At 61.9% G+C, this 25,423-nt stretch carries 20 protein-coding genes and 2 pseudogenes; 13 read left to right on the top strand and 9 right to left on the bottom strand.

Features of this window, described 5'->3' with window-relative positions; genetic code table 11:
- Window positions 1–883: 883 nt before the first annotated feature.
- Window positions 884–1,771 carry a manganese catalase family protein gene (locus tag WCA85_RS11755; RefSeq protein WP_424064006.1) on the bottom strand — a complete coding sequence of 296 codons (888 nt, stop codon included), beginning with the start codon at window positions 1,769–1,771 and terminating at the stop codon, window positions 884–886.
- A gap of 347 nt (window positions 1,772–2,118) precedes the next feature.
- On the opposite strand from WCA85_RS11755, the gene WCA85_RS11750 reads away from it, so the two are divergent.
- On the top strand, window positions 2,119–2,607 hold the full coding sequence (locus WCA85_RS11750; protein WP_424064025.1) for a ferritin-like domain-containing protein: 489 nt from the start codon (window positions 2,119–2,121) through the stop codon (window positions 2,605–2,607).
- 169 nt (window positions 2,608–2,776) lie between these two features.
- Window positions 2,777–2,944 carry a DUF2934 domain-containing protein gene (locus tag WCA85_RS11745; RefSeq protein ID WP_424064004.1) on the top strand — a complete coding sequence of 56 codons (168 nt, stop codon included), beginning with the start codon at window positions 2,777–2,779 and terminating at the stop codon, window positions 2,942–2,944.
- A 198-nt stretch (window positions 2,945–3,142) separates the two neighbouring features.
- Here WCA85_RS11745 and WCA85_RS11740 read toward each other — a convergent pair whose 3' ends face one another.
- The 3 genes from WCA85_RS11740 to WCA85_RS11730 all read right to left on the bottom strand — a co-directional run bounded on the left by WCA85_RS11740 (window position 3,143) and on the right by WCA85_RS11730 (window position 4,232).
- Entirely contained in the window at window positions 3,143–3,466 is a 324-nt protein-coding gene (locus WCA85_RS11740) for a hypothetical protein (protein ID WP_424064003.1), read from the bottom strand.
- On the bottom strand, window positions 3,463–3,837 hold the full coding sequence (locus WCA85_RS11735) for a phage holin family protein (protein WP_424064001.1): 375 nt from the start codon (window positions 3,835–3,837) through the stop codon (window positions 3,463–3,465). Before WCA85_RS11735 ends, WCA85_RS11740 begins: the two co-directional genes overlap by 4 nt.
- A gap of 128 nt (window positions 3,838–3,965) precedes the next feature.
- Window positions 3,966–4,232 carry a CsbD family protein gene (locus WCA85_RS11730; RefSeq protein ID WP_424063999.1) on the bottom strand — a complete coding sequence of 89 codons (267 nt, stop codon included), beginning with the start codon at window positions 4,230–4,232 and terminating at the stop codon, window positions 3,966–3,968.
- Window positions 4,233–4,510: 278 nt separating this feature from the next.
- Between WCA85_RS11730 and WCA85_RS11725 the strand changes: the two are divergent.
- Both WCA85_RS11725 and WCA85_RS11720 read left to right on the top strand, forming a co-directional pair.
- Window positions 4,511–4,652 (top strand): annotated as a pseudogene (locus WCA85_RS11725) (poly(3-hydroxyalkanoate) depolymerase); the annotation flags it as partial.
- A 370-nt stretch (window positions 4,653–5,022) separates the two neighbouring features.
- Entirely contained in the window at window positions 5,023–7,398 is a 2,376-nt protein-coding gene (locus tag WCA85_RS11720; protein ID WP_424063997.1) for a PAS domain S-box protein, read from the top strand.
- Window positions 7,399–7,475: 77 nt separating this feature from the next.
- On the opposite strand, the gene WCA85_RS11715 is transcribed toward WCA85_RS11720, so the two are convergent.
- From WCA85_RS11715 to WCA85_RS11705, 3 genes are all read right to left on the bottom strand, one after another.
- Window positions 7,476–9,089 carry an EAL domain-containing protein gene (locus tag WCA85_RS11715; protein ID WP_424063995.1) on the bottom strand — a complete coding sequence of 538 codons (1,614 nt, stop codon included), beginning with the start codon at window positions 9,087–9,089 and terminating at the stop codon, window positions 7,476–7,478.
- A gap of 314 nt (window positions 9,090–9,403) precedes the next feature.
- Window positions 9,404–9,574 (bottom strand): hypothetical protein, encoded by a 171-nt coding sequence (locus WCA85_RS11710; RefSeq protein ID WP_424063993.1) that lies wholly within the window; start codon window positions 9,572–9,574, stop codon window positions 9,404–9,406.
- Window positions 9,571–10,512 (bottom strand): LysR family transcriptional regulator, encoded by a 942-nt coding sequence (locus WCA85_RS11705; RefSeq protein ID WP_424063991.1) that lies wholly within the window; start codon window positions 10,510–10,512, stop codon window positions 9,571–9,573. Before WCA85_RS11705 ends, WCA85_RS11710 begins: the two co-directional genes overlap by 4 nt.
- A 294-nt stretch (window positions 10,513–10,806) precedes the next feature.
- On the opposite strand from WCA85_RS11705, the gene WCA85_RS11700 reads away from it, so the two are divergent.
- The 9 genes and pseudogenes from WCA85_RS11700 (at window position 10,807) to WCA85_RS11660 (ending at window position 22,926) form a co-directional block, all read left to right on the top strand.
- On the top strand, window positions 10,807–12,291 hold the full coding sequence (locus WCA85_RS11700) for a UbiD family decarboxylase (protein ID WP_424063989.1): 1,485 nt from the start codon (window positions 10,807–10,809) through the stop codon (window positions 12,289–12,291).
- Window positions 12,263–12,904, top strand: a complete 642-nt coding sequence (locus WCA85_RS11695) for a UbiX family flavin prenyltransferase (protein WP_424063988.1) — start codon at window positions 12,263–12,265, stop codon at window positions 12,902–12,904. Before WCA85_RS11700 ends, WCA85_RS11695 begins: the two co-directional genes overlap by 29 nt.
- Window positions 12,901–15,948, top strand: coding sequence for a xanthine dehydrogenase family protein molybdopterin-binding subunit (locus WCA85_RS11690; protein ID WP_424063985.1), 3,048 nt, complete (start codon window positions 12,901–12,903; stop codon window positions 15,946–15,948). Before WCA85_RS11695 ends, WCA85_RS11690 begins: the two co-directional genes overlap by 4 nt.
- The gene (locus WCA85_RS11685; RefSeq protein ID WP_424063984.1) at window positions 15,945–16,766 is read left to right on the top strand and encodes an FAD binding domain-containing protein; all 822 of its coding nucleotides are present in this window, start codon (window positions 15,945–15,947) and stop codon (window positions 16,764–16,766) included. Before WCA85_RS11690 ends, WCA85_RS11685 begins: the two co-directional genes overlap by 4 nt.
- A complete protein-coding gene (locus WCA85_RS11680) occupies window positions 16,763–17,299 on the top strand; it encodes a (2Fe-2S)-binding protein (protein ID WP_424063982.1) in 537 nt (178 codons plus the stop codon). The genes WCA85_RS11685 and WCA85_RS11680 overlap by 4 nt, the downstream gene beginning before the upstream one ends.
- Window positions 17,292–18,896: an AMP-binding protein gene (locus WCA85_RS11675; protein ID WP_424063980.1), complete on the top strand. Its 1,605-nt coding sequence runs from the start codon at window positions 17,292–17,294 to the stop codon at window positions 18,894–18,896. Before WCA85_RS11680 ends, WCA85_RS11675 begins: the two co-directional genes overlap by 8 nt.
- On the top strand, window positions 18,889–19,695 hold the full coding sequence (locus tag WCA85_RS11670; RefSeq protein WP_424063978.1) for an enoyl-CoA hydratase/isomerase family protein: 807 nt from the start codon (window positions 18,889–18,891) through the stop codon (window positions 19,693–19,695). Before WCA85_RS11675 ends, WCA85_RS11670 begins: the two co-directional genes overlap by 8 nt.
- A gap of 30 nt (window positions 19,696–19,725) precedes the next feature.
- Window positions 19,726–21,455, top strand: a pseudogene (locus WCA85_RS11665) (GMC family oxidoreductase).
- A 97-nt stretch (window positions 21,456–21,552) separates the two neighbouring features.
- Window positions 21,553–22,926, top strand: coding sequence for an MFS transporter (locus tag WCA85_RS11660; protein ID WP_424063976.1), 1,374 nt, complete (start codon window positions 21,553–21,555; stop codon window positions 22,924–22,926).
- A 77-nt stretch (window positions 22,927–23,003) separates the two neighbouring features.
- Here WCA85_RS11660 and WCA85_RS11655 read toward each other — a convergent pair whose 3' ends face one another.
- Together WCA85_RS11655 and WCA85_RS11650 are read right to left on the bottom strand one after the other, a co-directional pair.
- On the bottom strand, window positions 23,004–23,918 hold the full coding sequence (locus tag WCA85_RS11655) for a LysR family transcriptional regulator (protein ID WP_424063975.1): 915 nt from the start codon (window positions 23,916–23,918) through the stop codon (window positions 23,004–23,006).
- Between the two features lie 329 nt (window positions 23,919–24,247).
- The coding region (locus WCA85_RS11650) for an FAD-binding oxidoreductase (protein WP_424063974.1) at window positions 24,248–25,423 on the bottom strand (1,176 nt) is incomplete at its 5' end.

Genomic DNA, 25,423 nt, shown 5'->3' with positions numbered 1-25,423 from the left:
CTCACGCGCGTTGATTCGCTTGGGTGCGGCGAGCCAGGAGGTTCGGCTCGCAGGTGATTTAAATCTTCACGTTGCAGCCAGCGTTACATGCCGCAGCGGGCGAGCATTTCGAGACGTCGAGCGTCGATGGCAAAAACCGGGGAAACCAAGTTGATGGCGAGTAACGAAAAGCGGGCATCCGGCGAGGCGCTACGCCTCACCAAGTACGAAGTCGAGTTGGCGCGAGGTGCCTCCCACGTCGCAAGCACAATATACGAAGAAAGCTTGCTCGCGGCTGTCCAGGAGACGATTCAAGGTTTTGAGGCTTCGTACGGACGCGAAGACCTTCAGATATTTGCGAGTGCGCTTCTCGAGAGGCTGAAGCTGCGGGGGAATGCGCTTGCGGCCGGCGTGCTCGATGAGTTCATACGCTCTGGCCGTTTGCCGGAAAAAATATCCGGAGGGACATCGAAACCTGAGTCTGCACGAAAATCCGAAGCACGTAGGCGGAATGGCATGTCAGCATTGAGCGCCAACAGGCGTAGGGTAGCGTGACGTGAATGCGTGCCTGGAACCCCGTCAGCGCGGTAAGAATTTTCCTCGCCCTTTGCCACGTGCTCGTTCAACGAAACCAGTTCGACTTTACCTGCTGGGGATGTAATTGGGCCACCGGAACAGTTAAATGGTCTCCTTTATTGATTGCAGGCAGCCGGTGGGGATGCATCCATAGCGAATGCAATGCAATCTGCAGTGTCACCCAACCGAAAAAAAGCCCGCGCATTCGAGCAGCGGGCGCCAAACTCGTACGTTGGCCAGGGGAGCAGCCGAACGCACTCAAGAAGTGTAGCCCCTTTTTTGGACCTTCATAGGCGAGAGCGACTTGTATCGCCACCGGCCTCCGCTCTCACTTCTCGGGCTCGGACGCATACTGTCCCGCCCCAAGGTCCGCTCCTGTAGTTGGGTCCAGACTCGTGTCTGAGGCTGTCCGCTCAGCCATCGCCTTGAGAACCTTTGCGTCACCGCGCGACACGTCCACCGAGGCCAGTCCATCGCCGCCATCGACGGCTGGTTCGGGCGACTCCACAAACTCCCATCCGGGCCCTTCATTCCATGGACCTCGTGGCGCATCGTCGCCGTTCGACATGTTGTAGTAGACATTTGTAAATTCAGGTACTCCGGGACGTTTCCCTTGTGGAAAGTTCGGCTGAATCGAATGCAGCGCTTTTTCGAAAGACTTCTGGTGTGCAATCTCCCGGGTCATCAGGAAGCCGAGAGCGTCCGAAATGCCAGGGTCGTCGGTCACGTTCATCAGTCGCTCGTAGACAATCTTGGCCCGGGCCTCGGCAGCGATATTCGAGCGCAGATCGGCCGTCGGCTCGCCGATGGTATCTATGTACGCTGCGCTCCATGGAACGCCGGCTGAGTTGGTCAGGGCAGGTCCTCCGCCATACAGCAAGGCGGTGGTGTGCGAATCGTTTCCGCCGCCCGTCAAGGAACGGTAGAGCTCCGCTTCCGATTCGACCGCTTCGGCGAGCTGTCCTTTCGCGCCTTTGTTGAGCATCGCTACAATAGACCCGATGATTTCGAGGTGGCTTAACTCCTCGGTGGCAATGTCAAACAGCAAATCCTTGCGGCCAGGATCGTCCTCTCCCACCGCCTGCGTGAAGTATCTACACGCTGCGGCGAGTTCGCCCTGCGGGCCACCGAATTGCTCAAGCAGCAGGTTGGCAAGGCCGGGATTCGGCGCCGCGACGCGGACCGTGTATTGCAGCCGTTTGTTGTGCACGAACATGTGACTTCTCCATGGGATGCCAACGGTCCGGTGGTTGGCGGCAGAACTGCCGTCACCACGACGTGACCGGTTCTCTGGCGGGTTGGTAAGCCCGGACAGCGGCAAACTGCAATCATGAATGCCGCACCCTGCTGGGCGTCCGGGTCTCAGAGCGGGGTTGCTCTGGCGAATGTGCAGCTTCGCGCTACACGGTGGGGAAAGCGCTATGTCCGTGAATGCGCATGCAGCGTTCCTGAGCTAAGCGAAGTGTCATTCACTTGAGCAAAGCGTCTTTCTTGACACACGCATGCGTTTGCGCCTTCCATTTCCGGCGCGATAGCGCAGAAACGGGAACGGCTACGAAAACGCTGAAGGATTTATTTATTCATTCGCTATCCGACATTTACAGTGCTGAAAAGCAGATGACCAAGTCGCTTCCCAAGATGGCGCGGGCAGCGACCAGCCCGGACCTTCGTTCGGCTTTTGAGACGCACCTGGAAGAAACGCAAGGCCAGATTGAAAGAATTGACCACGTGGTGGAAGCCTGTGGTATCAAACTGAAACGCGTCAAATGCGTCGCCATGGAGGGGCTGGTCGAAGAAGGCCAGGAGCAGATTGACGAAATCGAAAAAGGCCCGGTGCTCGATACGGCACTCATCGCGGCGGCGCAGAAAGTAGAGCACTACGAAATTGCAGCGTACGGCTCGCTGATAGCGCTGGCCAGGCGGCTAGACGAGGCGGCTGCAGTCAAGCTCCTGGGAGAGACGCTGAAGGAAGAAAAGGCGACCGACGAGAAGCTCTCGCTGCTCGCTGAAGAGAAGGTGGCGGCAGAAGCGCTTGGTAAAGAAGCTGCCTGAACGTAGGGCGGCGAGGGGCCGAAGATGACAGCTGTGAAGGGTGGAGCTTGTCGGCCCTGACCACGGTGACATTTTCTTGCGACAGTCCGGGGTGGAGTGTCACGATGGGTGCTAGCACTCCTGTCGCGAACACGCGTAACACCCAGATAGGTGGATTCTGGAGATTGAAATGGATATGCCTGTGACCGAAGAACAAATTCGTACGCTCGCGTTTTACCTGTGGGAGGCAGATGGCAGCCCAGAGGGGCGGGCCGAAGAGTATTGGGAGAAAGCGCAGCGACAACTAGGCGCGGATGGGCCGCCAGCAGCACGGGATTCAGAGACCGCGTCAGAGTAGCGAGCGCCGGTGCGTGGGTGTTCCGTGGGTCGGTTTTCGTCAGTGTAACTGCCAGGCCGGATGCAGTAGGTGGCGCTATCGCGTTTAATGGCTTCAAGTGAACAGGGTCGGCAAAACCAGCCCATCCCATGATTGATGTGCCGGACGGCCAGGCAGCAGGGAGGTCCGTCGAACGTTAAGCGGTGCGGAGAACTGCCATCAGTTTCGGCTTGCCGACAAAGCCGTGTGGACCAGTTTTCGCACGCTGCCGCCTAGCAACGCGGTCGTACCCGAGCGGCCGGCTATCCCGACCGTCCGCGCAGGACCCAGAACAATAGCGCTGACACAGAGCGCCAGCACCAACGTTACCCGTGGGGCGTCAGCCAGCGCGGAGAGAAAACTCGCGGCGGCCAGTCGCGGTTGTCCCTTGGCTGCAGGATTTATCGGAGGTGTGCTATTGGTCTCGAGCAAGGCCATGCGCGACGCTGCCATGCGCGACAGAATGGCAGTCTCGGCTTCTTCATGCGTAAGCGCGCGGTTCATTTGAGCGCCTCCTTCAAGGTGTCGAGGTCGCTCCGTATCTCCCGCTGTAAAACATGAAGCGGGCGCGTCGGTTTCTGAAAGCGAACAATTAGCAGGGAAATAATGGTCACGATAAGCCATATTGCTGCGACGCCCCATACTGTCTCAAGAAAATAAGGTGTCCGCCATGCAGTTGCGATGATCGCAATGCACACAAATGAAAGCGTGAATAACCCGGCGACGGCCAAAGCTATCAGCGCGCTCAATTCACGGACAAGGCATTTTCTGGTTTCATCGAGCTCGACGCCCAGGAGGTCGCCGTAGTCGGTCGCTCGCTCGACGCAGAATCTGCCGACGTTTCGCCACTTTGTGATTTTTGAGCGCACGGACATTACGGAACTCCTCGGAGGCGCGTTATCGAGGCGGCCGAGGGCCGACTTGATAACACCGTTGAATTTCTTCGTGCCCGACGTGCTCAGAATTCAAACAGCGTTCACTCTCGTTGTCTGTCGGCGCGCCCCTAATCGGGCTGTCGCCGGCTCGCGGCGTGCAACGCTCCGAGGATGAAGCCCACGCCGGCAGCAATCGCAAGCGCCGAAAAAGGCCGCTCCACGACTGACGCGCGTATAAGTTCGGTGCAGTCAGCACAGAGTTGTTGAGAGTTGCGACTCAACTCTTTGGCCGTGCCACTTATGTGGGTGCCGGGATCGCCTGGCAGGTTCCCAGCGGCTTGCTGAACATCGCCTGCAATCTCCGGCAACGCTCCCTCTTCGCCCGTCGTGTCCATTGTCTGCTCCACAGGTAAGTGCGGTGGCAACTGCATAAGAGAAAAAATCTCAGTTGATGAATCCCGGATTTCGGTCCGTTGGCTGGGTCGAAGCCATTGCGACGGCGACCACACGCTAAAGCATGCGCAAGAGCCGGGCCCAAACATGGATCGATAAACCGCATCAGCCGAATATCAACCAGCAAACGGCGGGGCGGTCGCGGCTAATGCCAGAACAGGGCGATCAGAATGATGATGGGAATCGGCACCCCGAGCAAATACAGAAGAATCGAACGCATATCGATGCAGAGCTGTGGACCATTCATGGCGCGCCATACGCGCGGGCAGGTGGCAATGCACGAGGCAGTTACACCCCCCACCGGTCCGAACGCGAGTGCCGAAATGCTGCGCTTTTTCCTTGATCACCCGCAACGTCAATGACAGTGCTCGCAGCCCGTTCAGCACGGATCGCGCACCGGCCAGCCGGGCGACCGAAAACGGGCGTGGAGGCGGCATTCGCGGGCATTGCTCTCCGCAAGACCATAATATTTTCAAAGTCATGGGTGCGCCCCTTAAGGTCGGGTTGATCTTCAGGCACCCAAGGCTCGTGGCTACGCGACCCGCCACGTTTTCAGGAGCGACCGGCCGACGTAGAAAGCCATAGTGCGCGATACTTTTGTCAATCCGGGATCGTGGTGTCGGCAGGTCACGCAGCTTGAGCCGATCCGGGCGCAGCAATTGCTATTGCTGTTGGTTCCAGTGAGCACACACCTCCTTTCGCTGTCCTGCAGGAAAACGCAAAAAAGCACAGATGACTGCCATTAATCCGCAACCCGATGACTTCGCTTCCATCTGGCTTCGGCTATGGGCCGAATCCACCCGGGATTATTCGATCTTTGCGCTCTCGCCTGAGGGCATTGTCCAGACCTGGAACCTTGGCGGCGAGGCCGTCCAGGGCTACCGGCCGGAAGAAATAATAGGACAGCCGTTTTCCGTTTTCTATCCGGAGGCCGACCGGGCCCGCGGCGCGCCCGAAGCCGCACTTTCGGCTGCCGCAGAAACCGGTGTCCATGTCGCGGAGGGCTGGCGGGTTCGAAAAGACGGCACGTTATTCTGGGCGAATGTCGTGATGACTGCATTGCGGGACAGCAATGCCCAGCTTGTCGGTTTTGGCAAGGTGGTTCGTGACGTTAGCGACAAGAAGAAGGCTCACGACGCGGTGCTCGAAAGCGAGCGACGCTTTCGGCTTCTGGTCCAGGGCGTTACGGACTACGCCATCTTCATGTTGTCTCCCGAGGGATATGTTACGAACTGGAACGCGGGGGCACGACGCATCAAGGGATATACCGACAGCGAGATCATCGGCTCACATTTTTCGCGCTTTTACACCGCTGAAGATGCGGCGGCTGGCATTCCGACCCGCGGCCTTGAAATTGCAAAGCGAGATGGACGCTGGGAAGCCGAGGGCTGGCGCGTTCGACGGGACGGCAGCCGATTCTGGGCGCACGTGATCATCGACGCCATTCGGGAAGACGGCGAGCTGGTGGGGTTCGCAAAGGTCACACGGGACATTACCGAGCGGCGGCGCGCAGGTGAGTTGCTTGAGCAGACGCGGACAGCTCTGTTCCAGTCACAAAAAATGGAGGCACTGGGCAAGCTCACCGGTGGCGTGGCGCACGATTTCAACAACGTCCTGCAGGTCCTGAGAGGTAACCTGGAATTGCTGGAAAACCGGCACGGCCGGGACAGCTGGAGCCGCGAGCGTCTGGGTAATGCCATTGACGCCGTCGACCGCGGCGCGACGCTCGCGTCCCAACTGCTCGCTTTTGGACGCCAGCAACCCTTGACTCCCGTGGTGATCAACCCGGCGCGTCACCTGCGTGCACTAGACGACATGCTGCGTCGCGCGCTCGGCGAGACAATTGAAATCGAGTCCGCGGTTGCCGGTGGACTGTGGAACACCAGCGTGGATCCGCATCAGTTGGAAAACGTGATCCTGAATCTGGCTATCAACGCGCGCGATGCAATGCCTAACGGCGGCAAGCTTACCCTCGAACTCGCCAACGCCACGCTTGATGACGGATACGTTGCGACGGTGCCTGACGTTTCGGCCGGACAGTACGTGATGCTGGCTGTCACGGATACCGGCACGGGCATGAGCCCTGAAGTGATGGAACGGGCGTTCGATCCCTTTTTCACCACGAAACGCAAAGGACAAGGCACAGGGCTGGGCCTGAGCATGGCTTACGGTTTTGTCAAACAGAGCGGCGGCCATATCCGGCTTTATAGCGAAATCGGCCACGGAACGACTGTCAGGATTTATCTGCCCCGCTCAACCGATGCGGTGAGTGCGGAAAAAGCCAGCAATGTCATCACGGTGAGGCACGGGACCGAAACTATTCTGGTTGTGGAGGATGATCCGAAGGTCCAGTCGACCGTGATCGAGCTCTTGAGCGGACTCGGCTACGCGGTGCTAAAGGCAAGCGACGCGGAACAGGCGCTGGCCATTGTTGGTAGCGGCGTGCACATCGATCTGCTATTTACGGACGTAGTCATGCCAGGTCCGCTTCGCAGTCCGGATATGGCGCGCAGGGCAGTCCAGCTACTGCCTCAGTTGAAGGTGCTTTATACGTCGGGCTACACGCAGAACGCGATTGTTCATGGCGGTCGGCTGGATCCCGGCGTGGAGTTGCTGAGCAAGCCCTATAGTCGCCAGCAGCTCGCACTCAAGATACGCCTGGTGCTTGGGGGTAGGGACATTGAAGAAGACGATGCAGCAGGCGCGCCGTATGCGAAATTACACCCTGTCGCTGTATCGTCTAAGCGGAGCGGAAATTTGCGCATCCTCGTGGTCGAGGATGATGTTGCCTCATTAGATGCAACGTGCGAACTACTCAGTCTGGTAGGAATCAACGCGCAGCGGTCGGAAAATGCGGAAGCTGCTCTGCGCGTGCTTGAAACCGGGCCGGTTGATGTATTGCTTACCGACGTTGAAATGCCAGACATGTCGGGCATTGAACTCGCCCGCCTTGCGGTCGGCATGCATCCAGAACTCGAAGTTATCTTCGCTTCGGGAAATGCGCTTTCCTTTGATGAGGAGCTTCCGTTCAAATGGAAGACCCTGCGCAAGCCTTATACGCTTGATCAATTGCGTGCGGCCTTGCAGTCAGCCGATAGCTCACGGTAAGCGGTGAACGGCCGGTGTAGCTTTCGGCGGGTGTACTGTTTCAATCCGTGCGCGGCATCATGTGGTGGTAACCAGTATCATTTCACCGGATCTGCGGCAAACTCCGCTGACGGCCAGAAACCAAAAAATTCGTCGGCGGGCACCGGCCGTCGGTAGAGATAGCCCTGCCCAAATGGAATTCCCAACCGCAGTAGCGCGTCGTGCTGCGCTTCCGTTTCGACACCTTCGGCGATCACCTGCATGCCGTAGTGTCTCGCCACGGCGGCGATCCCTTCGATAAGACTGGCACCACCCTTATCGACCTGCTCGATGAACTGCTTGTCGATCTTTACGAACTCGAATGGGAACCGCCCAAGCAGATCGAGATTGCTGTGTTCCGTACCGAAGTCGTCAAGTGCGAAGCGCACACCATGCTCATGCAGCGTCTCGAAGATTTTCCGAATACGGGGATGTCGGGTCAGAAGGAAACGCTCCGTGACTTCGAGCACGAGAATCGTTGATTTGGGTAGTCCTTCTGTGAGCGCCAGCACCTCCGATACGAATCCTTTCCGCTCGAAGTCCATCGGCGCTACGTTGACAGCGATCCGGAACGGCGCATCGTTGGGCGCCCTGCGGATATCGGCTGCGGCACATTGCAGCACAAACCGGGTGACGTCGCCGAGAAGGTTGCTCGATTCAACCTCCGCCATGAAGACCGCAGGACTAATCTGCCCCCAGCGTGGGTGGTTCCAGCGGATCAGGGCTTCGGCACCCACGATGCGGCGGGTCGCGATGTCGACGACCGGTTGATAAGCCATATGGAGCTGACCGGTCCTGATGCCTTGCCGGACGGCAGAGAGCAACAATCGCCGCGGCGCGAAGGCGAGCAGGTAAGCCGCTCCGATCAGGAGATCCAGCAGCAGCCCGGTCCCGCAGCAGATCGCGCCGTACTTCCAGCGCATCCGTGACACAAATTCCGGTGACGCCGTCACCGTTATGGCAAGCGGGTATCCGGCGGATGCCACCCGCGTGCCCGATCGCGATGTCGCCTCATCGGCGGCGAAAAATACGCCGTGTTCGTCAATCGAGCCGGACCCGGTGACAGATAGCATGACTTTGCCTGCGCCGTAGCGCAGGCCGTGCTCTAGAATATCGGCGACGTACGGAGCTTCGATGATGTACAGCAGACCAATACCGTGTCCAGTCGAGCGGAAGACTGGCAGTACCGGGGTGGCAGGTTGGTAAGGAGTCCCACGGATCAGGCTGATGCCGTGCTGGCGTTGATCGGTTAAGAGGTAAGCCGACAACGAAACGTCCATAGGCCCCAACGCGGAGGAGCAATACAGGCGTCCGTTCGCAACGAGGTTGACGCCGCGCACATAGCGGATGAAAGTCTTGAATCCGGCGAGCCGCTTTGCCACGGTTTCACAAGGCTGGCCCGGCAGACTGTCGAGAGGCTCGCGCTGGCTCGACAGCACATGACGCAGAATGCGCTCAACCGAATCGACCATGTCGCTGGCGATCAGGTTTTCGCGGAAGCGGATCGCATCGTCCGCGTAATGCTCACCGAGCGCTACAGCGGACACCATGACACAGACGCCGCCAACAAGTGCAGCCGCCGCCGAGATGCGGCGGGCGAAACCGCCTGCCCAGACAGGAGGGCGACGGGAAAAAAAAGTTTGGAACCGGTGGGCGAGTTTGAGCTTCAACACGTCGGAGATTGCGCGGATATCGAATGAGACGCAAGGATCGGCCCATTCATCATACCTGTACTTTGCCGGCGCGTTAAGTGACACGCGCCTGCCTGCCTTTTATGGAGTGGCATTAGCCGTCGGCCGAAAGTGGCGGCTGTTCAGCAGACCCTGCTGAGCAGCTGATGGATTTTTTCAGCCCTTGGTCGAGGGGCCGCAAAGGGGGGCGCTTCCAGTCCTTGGCTTTTCCGTAAAGCAACCGTCTCGACGCACTATCTTCATCTCATGAACCATCAACGTAACGATCCCATCGCAGGTCCTCGCGCGGGCGTGCGTCATACGCCCATCGTGCAGTCAAACACCTGACGGGCGACGGCGATGGCAGCATCGGCCTCGCGGGTGCTACCGTCGTCGAACTGGCCCATGGCTTCGCCGGTAGCGGGATCGACGCTGTCGGTCGAGGGCGTACGGACCCATGCGCCGGTAATCCAATGTGATGCCGTCATGCCGATGCTTCCCCGGCACGAACAGGGGGGCCGATGTCCGACGCGCTCGATACCTGACGCAGTTCGTCGGCGATGATCGCGATCAATGCGTCTGCGGCGGCGCTCAGCGGCCGGCGCGGATGACTCACGCGCACAATGTGCCGCACGATGCGCGGCGCAAGAATCGGATAGGCGCGCAACGTACCCTGGCGAACCGCCCGCTCGACGGCTATGCGAGGCAGGATCGTCGCAAAGCGCGTGCTCTCGACCAGCGCCACGATCGTGGAGAGCACATCGATTTCAAAGCGCGGCGCGAGCAGCACATCCTCGTGTTGCGCGGCCGTGTCGAGTACGCCGCGCAGGCCGTGACGCTTGGTCGGCAAGACGAGTTCGAGGTCGGGCAACTGCGCAAGTTCGATTGCGTGAGGCAGATCGGGGCCGTGCACCACGCTCGTGACCAGCACCATTTCCTCGTCGAGCAGCGGCTGTGAATCGAGCGACAGGCGAGCGCGCGGCTTGTTGATCAGCGCGGCATCGAGCTGGCCACCTGCCACCCAATCGATGAAGGTCGCGCTGTAGCCGTCCGCGACTGTCACTTCGACATGCGGATAGCGGGCGTGGAAGCGCGACAGCGAATCCGCGAGCACGCTTTCCGTCACCGAGGCGATGAGCCCGATGCTGACATGGCCTGTCACGACCTCATCGCGCTGCACCAGTTGCTGCCGCGCGTGTGCGAGATCACGCATGATCGGCAGAAAGAGCCGGTACATGAGACGGCCAGCCGCTGTCGGCGCCATGCCGTGCGCGCCGCGTTCGAAGAGTTGCTGATGCAGTTCCTCCTCCAGCTTCGCGATCTGCATGCTTAGCGCGGGCTGAACGATATTCAGCCGTTTGGCCGCTCGTGTGACCGAGCCGTCTTCGAAGAGCGCGACGAAATACTGGATTTGTTTAAGGTCCATGTCGGTGTCCCGCTGTATCAGCAACGCTAATAACATCTCCGTTTTTCATCAGCCGACACGCAAGCCGCGTTTGTCAGCCGGTCTTTCATTAGGCCTATTCCGCCGGCCTCGGGCGTCACCCCTATTGATATCGTTCTGTAGGGCGCCCGTCATCCGGGCTAATACCGATATCAGCATCAATGATTAAAAGCATCAAAAAACAGTATTAGAAGTTATACCGCGATCTCGTTACGCTTCATCCCATATCTTGTTGCGGCTTGTTCGGCACGCAGCGAGGCATTGATGGAGACACAGATGAATACCCGTGACGCCGCAACGAATGGTGCGTTGCCTTTTTCCCGCTCTGACCAACCTCACGCCCTGACGTTGCGCGACTGGCTTACGCATCTTGCCCGAACCGGCCGCGTTGCGACGATCGACCGGGCTGTATCGCTTGAACACGAACTCGCGGCTATCGCGAAACGCCTCGATGGCAAGCAGGCCGCCTTTTTCACCCAGCCCGGCGGCCACGACGTGTCGGTGGTGAGCGGCTTCATGTCGAAGCGCGCATGGATCGCCGAAGCGATGGGCGTCGCGGAATCCGACCTGCTTGCGCGCTTTCGCAGCGCGGCGGAACACCCCCTTGCGTCGAAGGTACTGGACCGCGTGGACGCGGCCTGCCAGCAAGTCGTGCATACGAGCGGCATCGACCTCCACGCACAGCTCCCGATCCCCACGCACAGCGAACACGACAACGGGCCATACATTACGGCCGGTCTCGTCATCGCACGCAATCCGCGCACGGGCGTGCAGAACGTTTCGATCAACCGCATTCAGGTGCATGGCCCGGACCGCATGGCGATCCTGCTGTTGCCGCGGCATCTATACGCCTTCCAGAAAGCCGCCGAGGAAGCGGGCGAGGCGCTCGATGTCGCGATTGCAATCGGGGTCGATCCGCTCACGATGCTCGCGTCTCAGGCGATCACGCCCATCGATCACGACGAGCTGGAAATTGCCGGCGCACTGCACGGCGCGCCGCTCTCCGTCGTGAAGTGCGTGACGAACGGCGTCCACGTGCCAGCTTTCGCCGAAATTGTGATCGAGGGCCGCATCCTGCCGAACCTGCGCGAGCCCGAAGGTCCGTTCGGCGAATTCCCGAAGTACTACAGCGCGAAGGAAGCGCGGGAAGTGATCGACGTCACGGCGCTCACGCATCGTCGTGCGCCGATCTTTCATACGATTGTCCCGGCCGAAATGGAGCATCTTCTGCTTGGCGCCATTCCGCGCGAGGCCACGCTGCTCGCGCATCTGCAACGCAGCCATCCGGGCGTGAAAGATGTGCATCTTTCGGTGGGCGGCGTATGCCGTTATCACCTGTGGGTGCAGTTCGACAAGAAGCGCGAGGGCGAGGCGAAGAACGTCATCTTGTGCGCGTTCGGCGCGCATTACGACATCAAGCAGGTCATCGTTGTCGATACCGATGTGGACGTGCACGATCCCGCCGAAATTGAATGGGCGGTCGCGACACGCTTTCAGGCGGACCGCGATCTGATCGTGATCGAAGGCGCGCAGGGTTCGCCGCTCGATCCGTCGACGACCGTCGGTCAGCCCGAGGATGCCCCGTCGCACCTGCAGGGCGTGAGCGCGAAGATGGGCTTCGATGCGACACGTCCGGTGGTCTATCCGGCTCACGTATTCACGCGCGTACGTATTCCCGGCGAGGACGATGTAGCGCTGGACGCGCTCGCTGCTGCCGACAATGCGGCATTCGATGCCTACCTGGGCCGCCATGATGACTGAAGGGCACAAGGCGCGGATCGTCGTCGGCATATCGGGCGCCAGCGGCGCGGTCATCGGCGTGCGCCTGCTTGCCGCTTTGCGCCGGCTCGGCACGCACGAGACGCATCTGATCGTGTCGGCGTCGGGCGCGGTGACAGCCGCGCAGGAACTGGGCCTTACGCGCGGCGACCTCGACGGTCTGGCGGACGTTCACCACAACGTGCGCGACATCGGCGCGGCCGTGGCGAGCGGTTCGTTTCTCACAGCGGGCATGGTGATTGCGCCGTGCTCGATGAAAACGCTCGCCAGCGTCGCGAACGGTTTCGCCGACAACCTGCTCACGCGTGCCGCCGATGTCATGCTCAAGGAGCGTCGCCGGCTGGTGCTGGTCGCGCGTGAAACGCCGCTCAATCTCGCGCATCTGCGCAACATGACGCTCGCGACCGAAATGGGCGCGATCGTGATGCCGCCCGTGCCCGCGTTTTACGCGCATCCGAAGACCATCGACGATGTAGTCGATCACACGGTCGGGCGCATTCTGGATCTGTTCGGTATCGAGCACGATAGGATCGCGCACCGCTGGCGTGGTCTCGCCGATGAATTCGCGAACCGCGAAAATGGGGCAGACGCATGAACCAGCGCGATACCCCAATCGCTGAAATCGATGTGCGCGCTGCCGGCGAAGCCGAAGCACAGCACGCCACGCGTACGCGACCTCATGTCGGCCGTCCGATGCAGCGCCTCGAAGACCCGGCCATTCTCACGGGACGCGGGCGCTACGGCGACGACATCGGCGTGAAGCCCGGCACGTTGCACGCTGCAATTCTCCGCTCGCCGCATGCTCACGCCGAACTCGTGTCGATCGATGCGGACGCTGCGTCGAAGTTGGGCGGCGTGCGTGCGGTGCTGACACGCGACGATTTGCGCGCATGGTCGCGGCCGTTCGTGGTTGGCGTGAAATCGCCGATGGAACAGTGGTCGCTCGCCATGGACCGCGTGCGTTACGTCGGTGAACCCGTGGCCGTCGTGATGGCGGAGTCGCGTGCGCTGGCGGAAGATGCGCTTGATCTGATCAAGGTCGAGTACGCCGTGCTCGAACCCGTAACGTCGATCGAACAGGCCGCGGGCGAGGCCGCGCCGGTCCTGCACGAGCGCGTCGGCACGAACGTCATCAGTGACCGGCACTTCCGCTATGGCGAACCGGAGGCCGCGTTTGAAACCGCGCCGCATCGTGTGAAATTGGTCGCGCACTATCCGCGCAACACGTGCACGCCGATCGAGTGCGGCGTGGTGATCGCCGAGTATCTGTCGGGCGACGAGGGCTACGACGTCACCTCGAATTTCATGGGGCCGTTTTCGCTGCACGCAGTGATGGCGATGGCGCTGAACGTGTCTGCGAACCGGCTGCGTCACAAGGCGCCGCGCGATTCGGGCGGTAGCTTCGGCGTGAAGCAGGCCGTGTTTCCGTATGTCGTGCTGATGTGCCTCGCGTCCCGCAAGGCCGGTGCGCCGGTGAAGTGGGTCGAAGACCGGCTCGAACATCTGAGCGCGGCGACTTCGGCGACCGCGCGCTTCTCGACAATCGAAGCGGCGGTCGAAAACGACGGGCGCATCATCGCACTCTCGTACGACCAGATGGAAGATTGCGGCGGCTATGTGCGCGCGCCGGAACCCGCGACGTTCTACCGGATGCACGGCTGCCTGACGGGCGCGTATGCGATCCCGAATCTCCTCGTGCGTAATCGTGTCGTGCTGACGAACAAGACACCGACGGGTCTCGTGCGCGGCTTTGGCGGACCGCAGGTGTATTTCGCGCTTGAACGCCTGATGCAACGCATTGCGCTCGAGTTGAAGCTCGATGTACTCGATGTGTATCGACGCAACTTTGTGGCCGCCGATGCTTTTCCGTATCGCGCGGCGGCGGGCGCACTGCTGGATTCGGGCAACTATCAGGAAGCGCTGCGCCGCTCGCTCGCGGACGGCGGCTATGACGAGCTCGTCGCTCGTCGCGACGCGGCACGCAAGGAGGGACGGCTCTACGGCATCGGCTTCGCCGCGATTGTCGAGCCGTCGGTATCGAACATGGGCTACATCACGACCGTGATGCCCGCCGAAGCGCGCAAGAAAGCGGGGCCGAAGAACGGCGCGATTGCGAGCGCGACCGTGAGCGTCGACCTGCTGGGCGGCGTCGTGGTGACGGTGGCGTCGACACCCGCCGGCCAAGGTCATATGACGGTATGCGCGCAGGTCGTGGCCGACGTGCTAGGCCTCGATCCGAAGGACATCGTCGTGAACGTCGAATTCGACACGCACAAGGATGCGTGGTCAGTCGCATCGGGCAATTACTCGAGCCGATTTGCGGGCGCGGTCGCGGGCACCGTGCATCTTGCCGCGATGAAGGTGCGCGACAAGCTCACGCGCGTCGTCGCGAAGCAGTTCAGCTGCAAGCCGGAAGACGTCTGTTTCGAAGGCGGCCGCATCTACGTGAAGGGCGCCGAAGACCGTGCGCTGCCGTTCGGCCGCGTGGCGAGCAACGCGCCGCATTGGGCGCCTGCGCTGCTGCCTGAAGGCGAAGAACCCGGTCTGCGCGAAACGGTGTTCTGGAGTCCGCCGAACATGGAAGCACCCGACGAAAACGATCGCATCAACACGTCGGCGGCGTACGGATTTGCCTTCGACATGTGCGGCATCGAAATCGATCGCGCGACGGGCCACATTCGGATCGACCGGTACGTCACGGCACACGATGCCGGCACGCTGCTGAACCCTGCTCTCGCGGACGGCCAGATTCGCGGCGCGTTCGCGCAGGGACTCGGCGCGGCGCTGATGGAGGAGTTCCGCTACGGCGCGGACGGCAGCTTCCAGTCGGGAACGCTCGCCGACTATTTGATGCCGACCACCTGCGAGGTGCCCGACCCAGTGATCGTGCATCTGGAGACGCCGTCGCCGTTCACGCCGCTCGGCGCGAAGGGGCTCGGCGAAGGCAACAACATGAGCACGCCGCCATGCATCGCGAATGCGGTAGCGGATGCGCTTGGCGTCGACGACATTCGCCTGCCGCTCACGCCTGCCAAGGTGATGGCGCTGATCGGTATCGACGACCCGGAACCGTCGCGCCCCGAATTGCGCGAGGCGTCCACCGCGAAGCCGGCGACGCCAGGCGGCAAGGCGCTGACCGCGCAAGGCACCGTCGATCTGCCCGCGACACCCGAGGCGATTTTTGCGGTGCTGCTCGATCCGAACGCGCTCGCCAGGGTCATCCCCGGTTGTCACGCGCTCGAAGCGACCGCGCCGAACCAGTATCGCGCTGATGTAACGGTCGGCGTCGGCATGATCAAGGCGCGTTTCGAAGCGCGTATCGGCTTGTCCGATATCGAGGCGCCGCATCGGTTGCGGCTAGCCGGCGCGGGTATGTCGCCGTTGGGCAGTGCACGCGGCAATGGCCTCGTCGAACTGACGCCGACCGACAAGGGCACGCGTCTTTCCTACGACTACGAAGCACAGGTGTCAGGCAAGGTAGCGGCGGTCGGCGGACGCATGCTGGAAGGCGCGGCAAAAGTCGTGCTGCGGCAATTGTTCGAGTCGCTCGGCCGTCAGGCGGCGGGCGAACTAGCGAATCCTCGTGGTTCGTGGTTGGCGCGCTTTTTCGCCCGTTTCGGGTTCAGGAGGCATTCATGAAACCGGCGCCGTTCGACTATCTGCGCGCCATGACGACCCAGGACGCGCTCGACGCGCTCGCGCAAACGGGCGAAGACGCGCGCGTGCTGGCAGGCGGTCAATCGCTGATGGCGGTACTCAACATGCGGCTCGCACAGCCGCGCATGCTCGTCGACATTTCGCGTACGGGCGAACTAAACGCGATACGCGTCGACAACGAAGCGGGCTATCTGGTCGTGAGCGCTGCTGCGACGCAGGGCAGCGTCGAGTGGCGCAAGTCGCTGCGAGACGAAGTGCCGTTACTCGCGATGGCGTTCCCGCACATCTCGCATTTCCAGATCCGCAATCGCGGGACGGTTTGCGGTTCGATCGCACATGCCGATCCGAGCGCGGAACTGCCGCTCGTACTGACCGCGCTGGGCGGCGACATTACGTTGCGCTCGAAGAAGAAAAAGCGCGTGCTGGCCGCACCCGATTTTTGGCAAGGCATGTTGATGACCGCGCGCGAACCCGACGAACTGGTCGAAGCCGTGCGCTTCCCGCTGAAGAAGCCAGGCGAACGCTTTGGCTTCGCCGAATTCTCTGCGCGTCACGGCGACTTCGCTATGGTCGCGTGCGCGGCTATCGTCACGGACGATGCGATACGGATTGCAGTAGGTGGCGTGGCGGACCGGCCGATGGTCGAACGCTGGCCGCGTCTGCGGGGCGACGACCTGCGCACTGCATTGAACGATTTAAGCTGGAAACTGGGCGCGCAGGACGACGCGCAGGTCAGCGCGAAGTATCGCCGGCATCTGGTCCGGCAACTCGGATTGCGCGTCATCGAGGAGGCGAAGTGAGCAAGACATCGACAAACCTGGTCCGGCATGACGAGCAGTTGCTCGTCACCGTGACACTCAACGGGCGCGCGCGCAGTGCCCGTTGCGAGCCGCGCGAACTGCTGTCGGACTTCATCCGCCATGACCTCGGTGCGACGGGCACGCACGTCGGCTGCGAGCACGGGGTGTGCGGCGCGTGCACCGTGCATATCGACGGCACGGCCGCGCGTTCGTGTCTGATGCTGGCCGTGCAGGTGGACGGGCGCCGCGTCGATACTGTCGAAGGCCTTGCGCCCAACCAGACGCTCGGCGATCTGCAACAGGCGTTCATGCGACATCACGCGTTGCAGTGCGGATTCTGCACGGCGGGCATTCTGATGTCGTGCGCCGACTATTTGCAGCGCGTGCCCGACCCGAGTGAGAACGATGTCCGCGAGATGCTGTCGGGTCATATCTGCCGCTGTACGGGCTATACGCCGATCGTCGCGGCCGTGCTCGACGTCGCGGCGCGCCGTAAGCAGGGCAGCGAAGCTCGGGAGTCTGCTCATGCTTGATCTCGGCCGTACTTTTGTGCAAAGCGTCGAGCGCAGTCCCGACGCATTGGCGCTCGTTGACGGCGATCTGCAACTCACTTACGCCGCGTGGCATCGCACCATCCTCAATGTCACCGAAGGTCTGCGCGAACTTGGACTTGCCCACGGCGACCGTCTGCTCGTCGTGCTGCAAAATCGTTGGGAAATGGCGACGCTGCATTGGGCCTGTCAGTTAGCCGGGATTGTCATCGTGCCGCTCAACTGGCGCGCGAAGCCCGACGAACTAGACTACTGCGTGAGCGACGCGGGTGCGAAGGCGATTGTCTACGAACCGGTTTGCGCCGAAGCAGTGACGGGCAGCCGTGCGGCGCAGGACGTGCTGCGTATCGGGCTCGATGGCGTGGATGGCAGCACGACCACGTTCGATGCCCTGCTATTGGAGCGCGGCCATCTGACTCGGGCCACGCACGAAGCTACGCAAGCCAGCGCGGACGATCTTTCGCTGATCCTCTACACCTCCGGCACGACGGGCAGGCCGAAAGGCGTGCCGCGCCGTCACCGCCACGAGAGGGCGGGAGCGCTCGCGCACGTCGCGCAAAATCTCTACCGGCATGGCGAACGGACGCTCGGTGTGATGCCGCTCTATCACACGATGGGCGTGCGTTCACTGCTCGCGATGGCGCTCGTCGACGGCCTGTTCGTGTGTGTGCGACGCTGGAACGCACGGCTCGCGCTCGACTCGATCGCGCGTCACGAACTCACGTGTCTGTATCTCGTGCCGACGCTGTATCACGATCTGCTCGCCGATCCGAACTTCGCGACGATCGATACGTCTTCCGTCACGAAGCTCGGTTTCGCCGGCGCGTCGATGAACGACGGCTTGTTGAACCGGCTGGCTGCCGCGTTCGAACCGGAACTGTTCGTCAATCACTACGGATCTTCCGAGGTCTACACGTTCAGCATCGACCAGGACGCAACGAAAAAGCCTGGTAGCGCTGGACGCGCCGGGATCAATACACGCTTGCGCGTGGTGAAGCTCAGCGCGCAATCGCCCGACGATCTGGCAGCCGTCAACGAGGAAGGTCAGATCATCGCGGACCTGCTCGGTGACGAAGCCTTCGAGGGCTACTGGAACCGGCCGGACGCGAACGCGAAGTCGCTGCGCGACGGCTGGTACTTCACGGGCGACACCGGCTATTTCGACGCAGACGGCGATCTCTACGTATCGGGCCGCGTCGACGACATGATCATCAGCGGCGGCGAGAACATCTCGCCCGTCGACATCGAGTCGGTGCTCTCGCTGCATCCATGCGTCGACGAAGTGGCGGTGGCGGGCGTGAAAGACGAGCGCTGGGGACAGCGGGTCGTGGCGTTCATCAAGCGCAGCAATTATGTCGATGCCGACACGCTCGACACGTGGTGCCGCACGTCGGACCTCGTCAACTTCAAGCGCCCGCGCGACTATGTATTCGTCGATGATATTCCGAAGTCGCCTGTCGGCAAGATTCTGCGCCGCAAGCTCTCAGCAGGCGAGTACCAACGCGACGATCGCGGTCCTCATGCATCACAGCACAACGCATCTGAACCGGAACAACGAAGGAGTAACGCAAATGACTGACCTGACCCATCGCGGCCAGACGCTGCTGCAGGATCTCGACGGCTTCTCGATCGAGATCGACGCCAAACGCGAACGCGCCGACATCATCCTGCATCGTCCGCCGTTGAACGTGATTTCGATGCACGCGCGCGACCAGTTGCGCGCCGCCTTCGAAGCACTCGACGAAGACGAGCGCGTGCGCGTGATCGTGGTGCGCGCCAAAGGCGAGCACTTTTCGAGCGGCGGCGACATCAAGGGCTTTCTCGAAGCGTCGCCGGAACATGTATCGAAACTGGCCTGGAACATCGCAGCGCCCGCGCGTTGCTCGAAGCCCGTGATCGCGGCCAATCGCGGCTTTTGTTTCGGCGTCGGCTTCGAACTGTCGCTGGCGTGCGACTTCCGCATCGCGACCAACACGACCTTTTACGCGCTGCCGGAACAGAAGCTCGGCCAGATTCCCGGTTCGGGTGGTTCGGCGCGGCTTCAGCAAATGGTCGGCGTCGGCCGCACGAAAGACATCGTGATGCGCTCGCGCCGCATTCCGGGCAAGCAGGCGTACGAGTGGGGCATTGCCGTCGAGTGTGTCGACGATGCGGAACTCGAAGCCGTGACGGATGCACTCGTCGACGAACTGCGCGCCTTTTCGCCGCTCGCGCAACGCACAGCGAAGAAGCTGCTCAACGATACGGAAGACGCGCCGCTGTCGATCGCGATCGAACTCGAAGGGCATTGCTACAGCCGCCTGCGCACGTCCGACGATTTCCGCGAGGGCGTGGAAGCGTTTCATGCCAAGCGTAAACCGGTGTTTCGCGGCCAGTAACGCGCACACCGACAACCGGGGAGACAGGCAATGGAGCGCTTCGATTACGTGATTGTCGGCGGTGGCTCGGCAGGCTGCGTCCTTGCGCATCGGCTGTCGGCGCTGCCATCGGTACGCGTCGCGCTGATCGAGGCGGGCGCGGACACGCCGCCGGGTGCCGTGCCCGATGCGATCCAGGACAGCTATCCGATGCCTGTCTTTTGCGGGGAAACCTACATATGGCCCGAACTGAAGGCGCGGGCGACCAAAGATGCGGCGCCGCGTGTTTATGAACAGGGCCGCGTGATGGGCGGCGGGTCGAGCATCAACGTGCAGTCGGCCAATCGCGGCTTGCCGCGTGACTACGATGAATGGGCCGCGGACGGTGCGACGGGATGGGCGTGGAACGATGTGCTGCCGTATTTTCGCAAGCTCGAACGCGATGTGGATTTTCCTGGCGGCGTGTGGCACGGCAGCGCTGGGCCGGTGCCGATCCGCCGCATCATGCCGCGCGACTGGCCGCCGTTCTGCGATGCGTTCGCCGATGGGCTGCGCGCGAATGGCTTCGCCGCGCTTGAGGATCAGAACGCCGAATTCGGCGACGGATTCTTTCCCGGCGCGTTTTCGAATGTCGACGACCGGCGCGTGTCGACGGCGGTCGCCTATCTCGACGAGCCGACGCGCAAGCGGCCCAATCTGCGCATCTATTCGGACCTGCGGGTCGAGCGCATCGTGATGGACGGCACGACGGCGCGCGGCGTCGCCGCTGTCGCTCCCAATGGGGAACGGCTGCAACTCGACGCGCACGAAGTCGTTCTGAGTGCCGGCGCGCTTCAATCGCCGGTGTTGCTGTTGCGCGCGGGTATCGGTGCGCGGCGCGATCTCGCTGCGCTCGGCATCGAATGCCAGGTCGACCTGGCTGGCGTCGGCCGCAATCTTCAGGATCATCCGGCGCTCACGTTCTGCCATTTTCTCGAGTCGCGCTTTCGCATGCCGCTCGCGCGGCGGCGCGCGAGCATGATGGCCGCGCGCTTTACCTCGGGCGTTGCAGGCTGCGAAACGTCCGACCTCTATCTGTCGAGCGCGACACGCGCCGCGTGGCATGCGCTCGGCAACCGGCTGGGTCTGTTTTTTTGTGGTGCAACCGGCCGTACTCACGCGGCCAGGTGCAGCTCGTATCATCCGATGCCGCCATCGCACCGCGAGTCGATCTCAACCTGCTCGACGACGAGCGCGATCTCGCGCGGCTCGCGGCGGGTATGCGTATGCTGGCGAGGGTCGTCGAGGCGGCAAGATTTAGCCGCGACCCGCGCGACTTTTTTCCCGCCACGTTTTCGCCGCGGGTCAAAGCGTTAAGCCGCGTAGGCCGCGGCAATGCACTGATGACTTCGATGCTGGGCGTGCTACTCGATACGCCAGCACCTTTGCGCCGCGAGCTGATCGAGCGCTTCTTCACGCGCGGTCAGCAGATGTCGGCGTTGCTGGCGGACGAACGCGCGCTCGCGGACTTCATTCGCGAGAACGTGTTCGGCGTGTGGCATGCGAGTGGCACGTGCCGCATGGGCGGCGCGCAAGACCGCGACGCCGTCACGGATACCGAAGGACGCGTGCACGGCACGCAAGGGTTGCGGGTCGTCGATGCGTCGCTAATGCCGCGCTTGCCGTCGGCCAACACGAATATTCCGACCATCATGATCGCCGAGAAAATCGCCGACGCGATGGTCATGCAAGCGCGCACGCGCGATGCGTCGAATGCGACGCCGCTTGCGGCCGCGCACTAAACAGGTTTCTTCAGCCCCAATAACAGCACGCATCCAGACGTGCCATTAACACGGGGTCGATCGAGAGACGGCTCAGTGACATTCCAGGAGATGAATAATGTCCGTAGCAGTGCAAAATAACGCCGCCGTGCCGGTTATCGACCAGCGGCAGGTGACCGGCGCAGTGGCAGCCTCGTGTCTCGGCTGGGCACTCGATTTGTTCGACCTGTTTGTGCTGTTATATGTCGCGCCGATCGTGGGGCGGCTGTTCTTCCCGTCCGAACACGCGATGCTTTCTCTCACAGCCGTCTATGCGTCGTTCGCGGTCACGCTCCTGATGCGGCCACTCGGTTCGGCGCTGTTCGGCTCTTATGCCGACCGGCATGGCCGGAAGGGCGCGATGATCATCGCGGTTGTGGGTGTCGGCCTGTCGACCGCTGCATTCGGGCTGCTGCCGACCGTCGCACAAGTGGGACTCGCTGCGCCCGTGCTGTTCGTCATGCTGCGTCTGGTGCAGGGCGTCTTCGTCGGCGGCGTGGTCGCGTCGACGCATACGATCGGCACGGAGTCCGTCGCACCGAAATATCGCGGCGCGGTGTCAGGGCTGATCGGCGGCGGCGGTGCAGGGCTCGGCGCGTTGCTCGCTTCGCTGGCCTACCTCGCGATGTCGACGCTCTTTCCCGGCGATCTCTTTGACGTTTGGGGCTGGCGCTGCATGTTCTTCACCGGGATTATCAGCTCTGTGCTTGGCCTGTTCATCTTCAACAGTCTCGACGAGTCGCCGCTCTGGAAGAAACTTGCAGCCGAGAAAGCCAGTAAGGCGGCGGCAGCCAAGGGCACACCCGCCGACATTGCGCGCTCGCCGTTGAAGACGCTATTTTCACGCGACTACCGCTCGATTCTGTTCGTGAACCTGCTGCTGACAGTCGGCGGCGGCAGCGGCTATTACCTGACGTCGGGCTATCTGCCGACGTTCCTGAAGGTCGTCAACCACGCGCCGAACGGCGCGGCGGCAGCGATCCTGATGATCAGTAGCGTCGCGGTCGTGATCGCGTCGATCGCAGCGGGGCATATGAGCACGTTTATCGGCCGGAAGACCGCTTTCGTGTGGCTCGGCCTTATCCGTCTCGTCGCGCTGCCTGCGCTGTTCCTGCTCTTACCCACCGCGCAGAGCATCACGATGATCGGCGTCTACGCGGTGCTGCTAAGTGCGCTTGGCAGTGCGGGCTATGCACCCATCCTGATCTTCCTCAACGAGCGTTTCCCGACCGCGATCCGCGCGACAGGTACCGGCCTCTCGTGGAACATCGGCTTCGCGATCGGCGGAATGATGCCGACTTTCGTGTCTCTGACCGCCAGGGACGCAAGCCATTTGCCTGTGACGCTCGCGATCTTCGCCGGCGCAATCAGCGTGATCTTCCTTGCGGGTGCGTTCGTCGTGCCAGAGACGCTCGGCAAGCTAGACAGCGCAGCCGGGAGCAATGCCGCCTAGGCGTTGCGCGTGGGCGCGGCAGCGGGGCCGCTGGTGGTAGGCACATGGTTCACTTGAACGCCGCCGTCAGGCGGGGGTTATTCGTCGGTCTGGACGCTTGTCGTGACGCGCCGGATTTCGTCGGTGATGATTTTGATCAGCGCCTCGCCTGCGGGTCCGAGGGGCCGCTTCGGATGGCTGACCTGGATGATGTGCCGTGAGATGGGTGGCGACGCGATGGTGTGCGCACGCAACGTCCCTTCGTCCACTTTGCGTTGCACGACGATGCGCGGCAGGATCGTGGCGACGCTGCTTTGCTCGACGAATTGCACAATTGTACTGAGTAAGTCGATTTCGAATTTTGGCTTGATGACAATATCGGCGGCCATCAGTGCGGCATCGAGCGCGCCGCGCAAGCCGTTGCGGCGCGTCGGCAGCACCAGTTCTACCTCGGGCGGATGCGCCAGGTCGACAGGCTCGTGCAAATCGACGCCGTGGACGGCGCTGGTCACGAACACCATCTCTTCGACGATGAGCGGCTGTACGTCGAGTGTGAGACGCCCACGCGGTTTGTTGATGATCGCGGCGTCGAGTCGACCGGCTTCAACTGCGTCGATCAGTTGCGCGCTGAACCCGTCCGCCACCGATACCTCGACCTGCGGAAAAAGCGTGTTGAACTTCGCAAGCGACTCCGGTAATACGCTTTCTGCCTCCGATGAGACCATGCCGAGCGCCACTCGGCCCGTGATGATCACGTCCGATCGGCATAACTGTTCACGTGCGTGGTCGATGTCGCGCATGATCGGCGTGTAGAGGCGATACATGCGGCGCGCTGCTTCCGTCGGTGTCATGCCGCGCGGGCCGCGTTCGAAGAGCGCCTGCTTCAGTTCGGTTTCGAGTTTCGATATCTGCATGCTGAGTGCAGGCTGCACGATATTCAAACGTTTCGCTGCACGCGTGACCGAGCCGTCTTCGAAAAGAGCAATGAAATACTGGATTTGTTTGAGGTCCATGTGCGTGCCCCGCCGGCCTGCAAGTTTGCAGGCTCCAGTGTAGCGACGATATGGCATACGCGGGTGCCTCGCCGGGCGGAGCGGTTTTGAAATATAGCCTGATATAACAGCGAGATCGAAGAGTTCATCGGTCTTTCTGAAACTACCAGCGCAAATGTCTGCAAGGTCGTTCACCCGTCAATGAACTGACGGACGCCTCGAGCACGACGATGTGACTACGTGCGAGTCCTTTCGCCGTGACGACCACCCGGGCTTTTTCCTGCATTGCGGCGCCTGAAGCTGTCCGAACCTGTCCTGACTGGTCGGGCCGACTGGCAGCGCCTCGTCCGTTACAACACTTTTCCCGGATTGAGCAACTGTTCCGGGTCGAGCGCCTGTTTGATCCGCCGCATCAAATCAAGCTCGGCTTCGCTGCGCGTAAAGCCCAGCCACGGCTTCTTCGTGAGACCGATGCCATGCTCGGCGGAGATCGTCCCGCCGAAGCGCCGGACATGCTCATAAACGATCGCGACGATCTCTTCCTTCGGTTGCGGCGACATGCCCGGCACGCACGCGACGATATGCAGATTGCCGTCGCCGATATGCCCATAGAACAGCGCAACGGCACCCGCATACCGCTCGCGCAGCGCGTCGCCGCACGTCACGACAAACTCGTCCATCGACGCCACCGGCAATCCGATGTCAAACGGCTCGTGGGGACCCAGCACGATGGGAAACTCGGCGCACGCATCGCGTACGCCCCAGAACGCCTGCACATCCGAGAGCGATTGCGCGAGCGCTGCGTCGGCGACGACGCCCGCATCAAGTTGCCGCTCCAGCCAGGTCTGGAAACGCGGCTCGTCGATCGCCGCATCGGTGCCCTGCGCTTCGATCAGCGCGTAACACGCATGCTCACCGGCCAGCGGCGCACGCACGCTGGGCACTTGTTCCGTCACGGTACGCCAGTAATCCGGCCACATGACTTCGAAGGCCGACAACTGCGAGCCCAGACCGCGCCGCGCCGCATTGAGCAGGTCGACGAGCGCGCCATAACTGTCTACCGCGCATAGCGCCACCATCGAACACCCCGGACGCGGCGCCAGCCGCAAGACCACACGCGTCACGATGCCGAGCGTCCCTTCGCTGCCGATGAACAACTGCTTGAGGTCATAGCCCGCATTGTTCTTCAGCATTTTGTTGAGACTCGTGATGACCGTGCCGTCCGCCAGCACGACTTCGAGGCCGAGCACCAGTTCGCGGGCCATGCCATAGCGCAGCACGCGATTGCCGCCTGCGTTGGTCGACAGATTGCCGCCGATCGAGCACGAGCCGCGCGCGCCAAGATCGAGCGGAAAGAAGAAGCCCGCGTCGTCGGCGGCCTGCTGCACGACCTCCAACGGCGTGCCGGCGTGCACGGTCATCGTCGCGGATGCGGTGTCGATTTCCTCGATACCCGTCATCCGTTCGAGCGACAACGCGATGGCGCCATCGATCGGGCGCGCGCCGCCGCACAGCCCGGTCAGGCC

The organism is Paraburkholderia sp. (assembly GCF_049581445.1).
Taxonomy (GTDB): Bacteria; Pseudomonadota; Gammaproteobacteria; order Burkholderiales; family Burkholderiaceae; genus Paraburkholderia.
This window is presented reverse-complemented; position numbering and strand designations above follow the sequence as displayed.

Bases quoted from the DNA above. Each gene is read 5' to 3' on its own strand.
- WCA85_RS11755 (WP_424064006.1), bottom strand. From the start codon at position 1,771: ATGTTCGTGCACAACAAACGGCTGCAATACACGGTCCGCGTCGCGGCG.
- WCA85_RS11745 (WP_424064004.1), top strand. From the start codon at position 2,777: ATGGATATGCCTGTGACCGAAGAACAAATTCGTACGCTCGCGTTTTAC.
- WCA85_RS11740 (WP_424064003.1), bottom strand. From the start codon at position 3,466: ATGAACCGCGCGCTTACGCATGAAGAAGCCGAGACTGCCATTCTGTCG.
- WCA85_RS11735 (WP_424064001.1), bottom strand. From the start codon at position 3,837: ATGTCCGTGCGCTCAAAAATCACAAAGTGGCGAAACGTCGGCAGATTC.
- WCA85_RS11730 (WP_424063999.1), bottom strand. From the start codon at position 4,232: ATGGACACGACGGGCGAAGAGGGAGCGTTGCCGGAGATTGCAGGCGAT.
- WCA85_RS11720 (WP_424063997.1), top strand. From the start codon at position 5,023: ATGACTGCCATTAATCCGCAACCCGATGACTTCGCTTCCATCTGGCTT.
- WCA85_RS11710 (WP_424063993.1), bottom strand. From the start codon at position 9,574: ATGACGGCATCACATTGGATTACCGGCGCATGGGTCCGTACGCCCTCG.
- WCA85_RS11705 (WP_424063991.1), bottom strand. From the start codon at position 10,512: ATGGACCTTAAACAAATCCAGTATTTCGTCGCGCTCTTCGAAGACGGC.
- WCA85_RS11700 (WP_424063989.1), top strand. From the start codon at position 10,807: ATGAATACCCGTGACGCCGCAACGAATGGTGCGTTGCCTTTTTCCCGC.
- WCA85_RS11695 (WP_424063988.1), top strand. From the start codon at position 12,263: ATGCCTACCTGGGCCGCCATGATGACTGAAGGGCACAAGGCGCGGATC.
- WCA85_RS11690 (WP_424063985.1), top strand. From the start codon at position 12,901: ATGAACCAGCGCGATACCCCAATCGCTGAAATCGATGTGCGCGCTGCC.
- WCA85_RS11685 (WP_424063984.1), top strand. From the start codon at position 15,945: ATGAAACCGGCGCCGTTCGACTATCTGCGCGCCATGACGACCCAGGAC.
- WCA85_RS11675 (WP_424063980.1), top strand. From the start codon at position 17,292: ATGCTTGATCTCGGCCGTACTTTTGTGCAAAGCGTCGAGCGCAGTCCC.
- WCA85_RS11670 (WP_424063978.1), top strand. From the start codon at position 18,889: ATGACTGACCTGACCCATCGCGGCCAGACGCTGCTGCAGGATCTCGAC.
- WCA85_RS11660 (WP_424063976.1), top strand. From the start codon at position 21,553: ATGTCCGTAGCAGTGCAAAATAACGCCGCCGTGCCGGTTATCGACCAG.
- WCA85_RS11655 (WP_424063975.1), bottom strand. From the start codon at position 23,918: ATGGACCTCAAACAAATCCAGTATTTCATTGCTCTTTTCGAAGACGGC.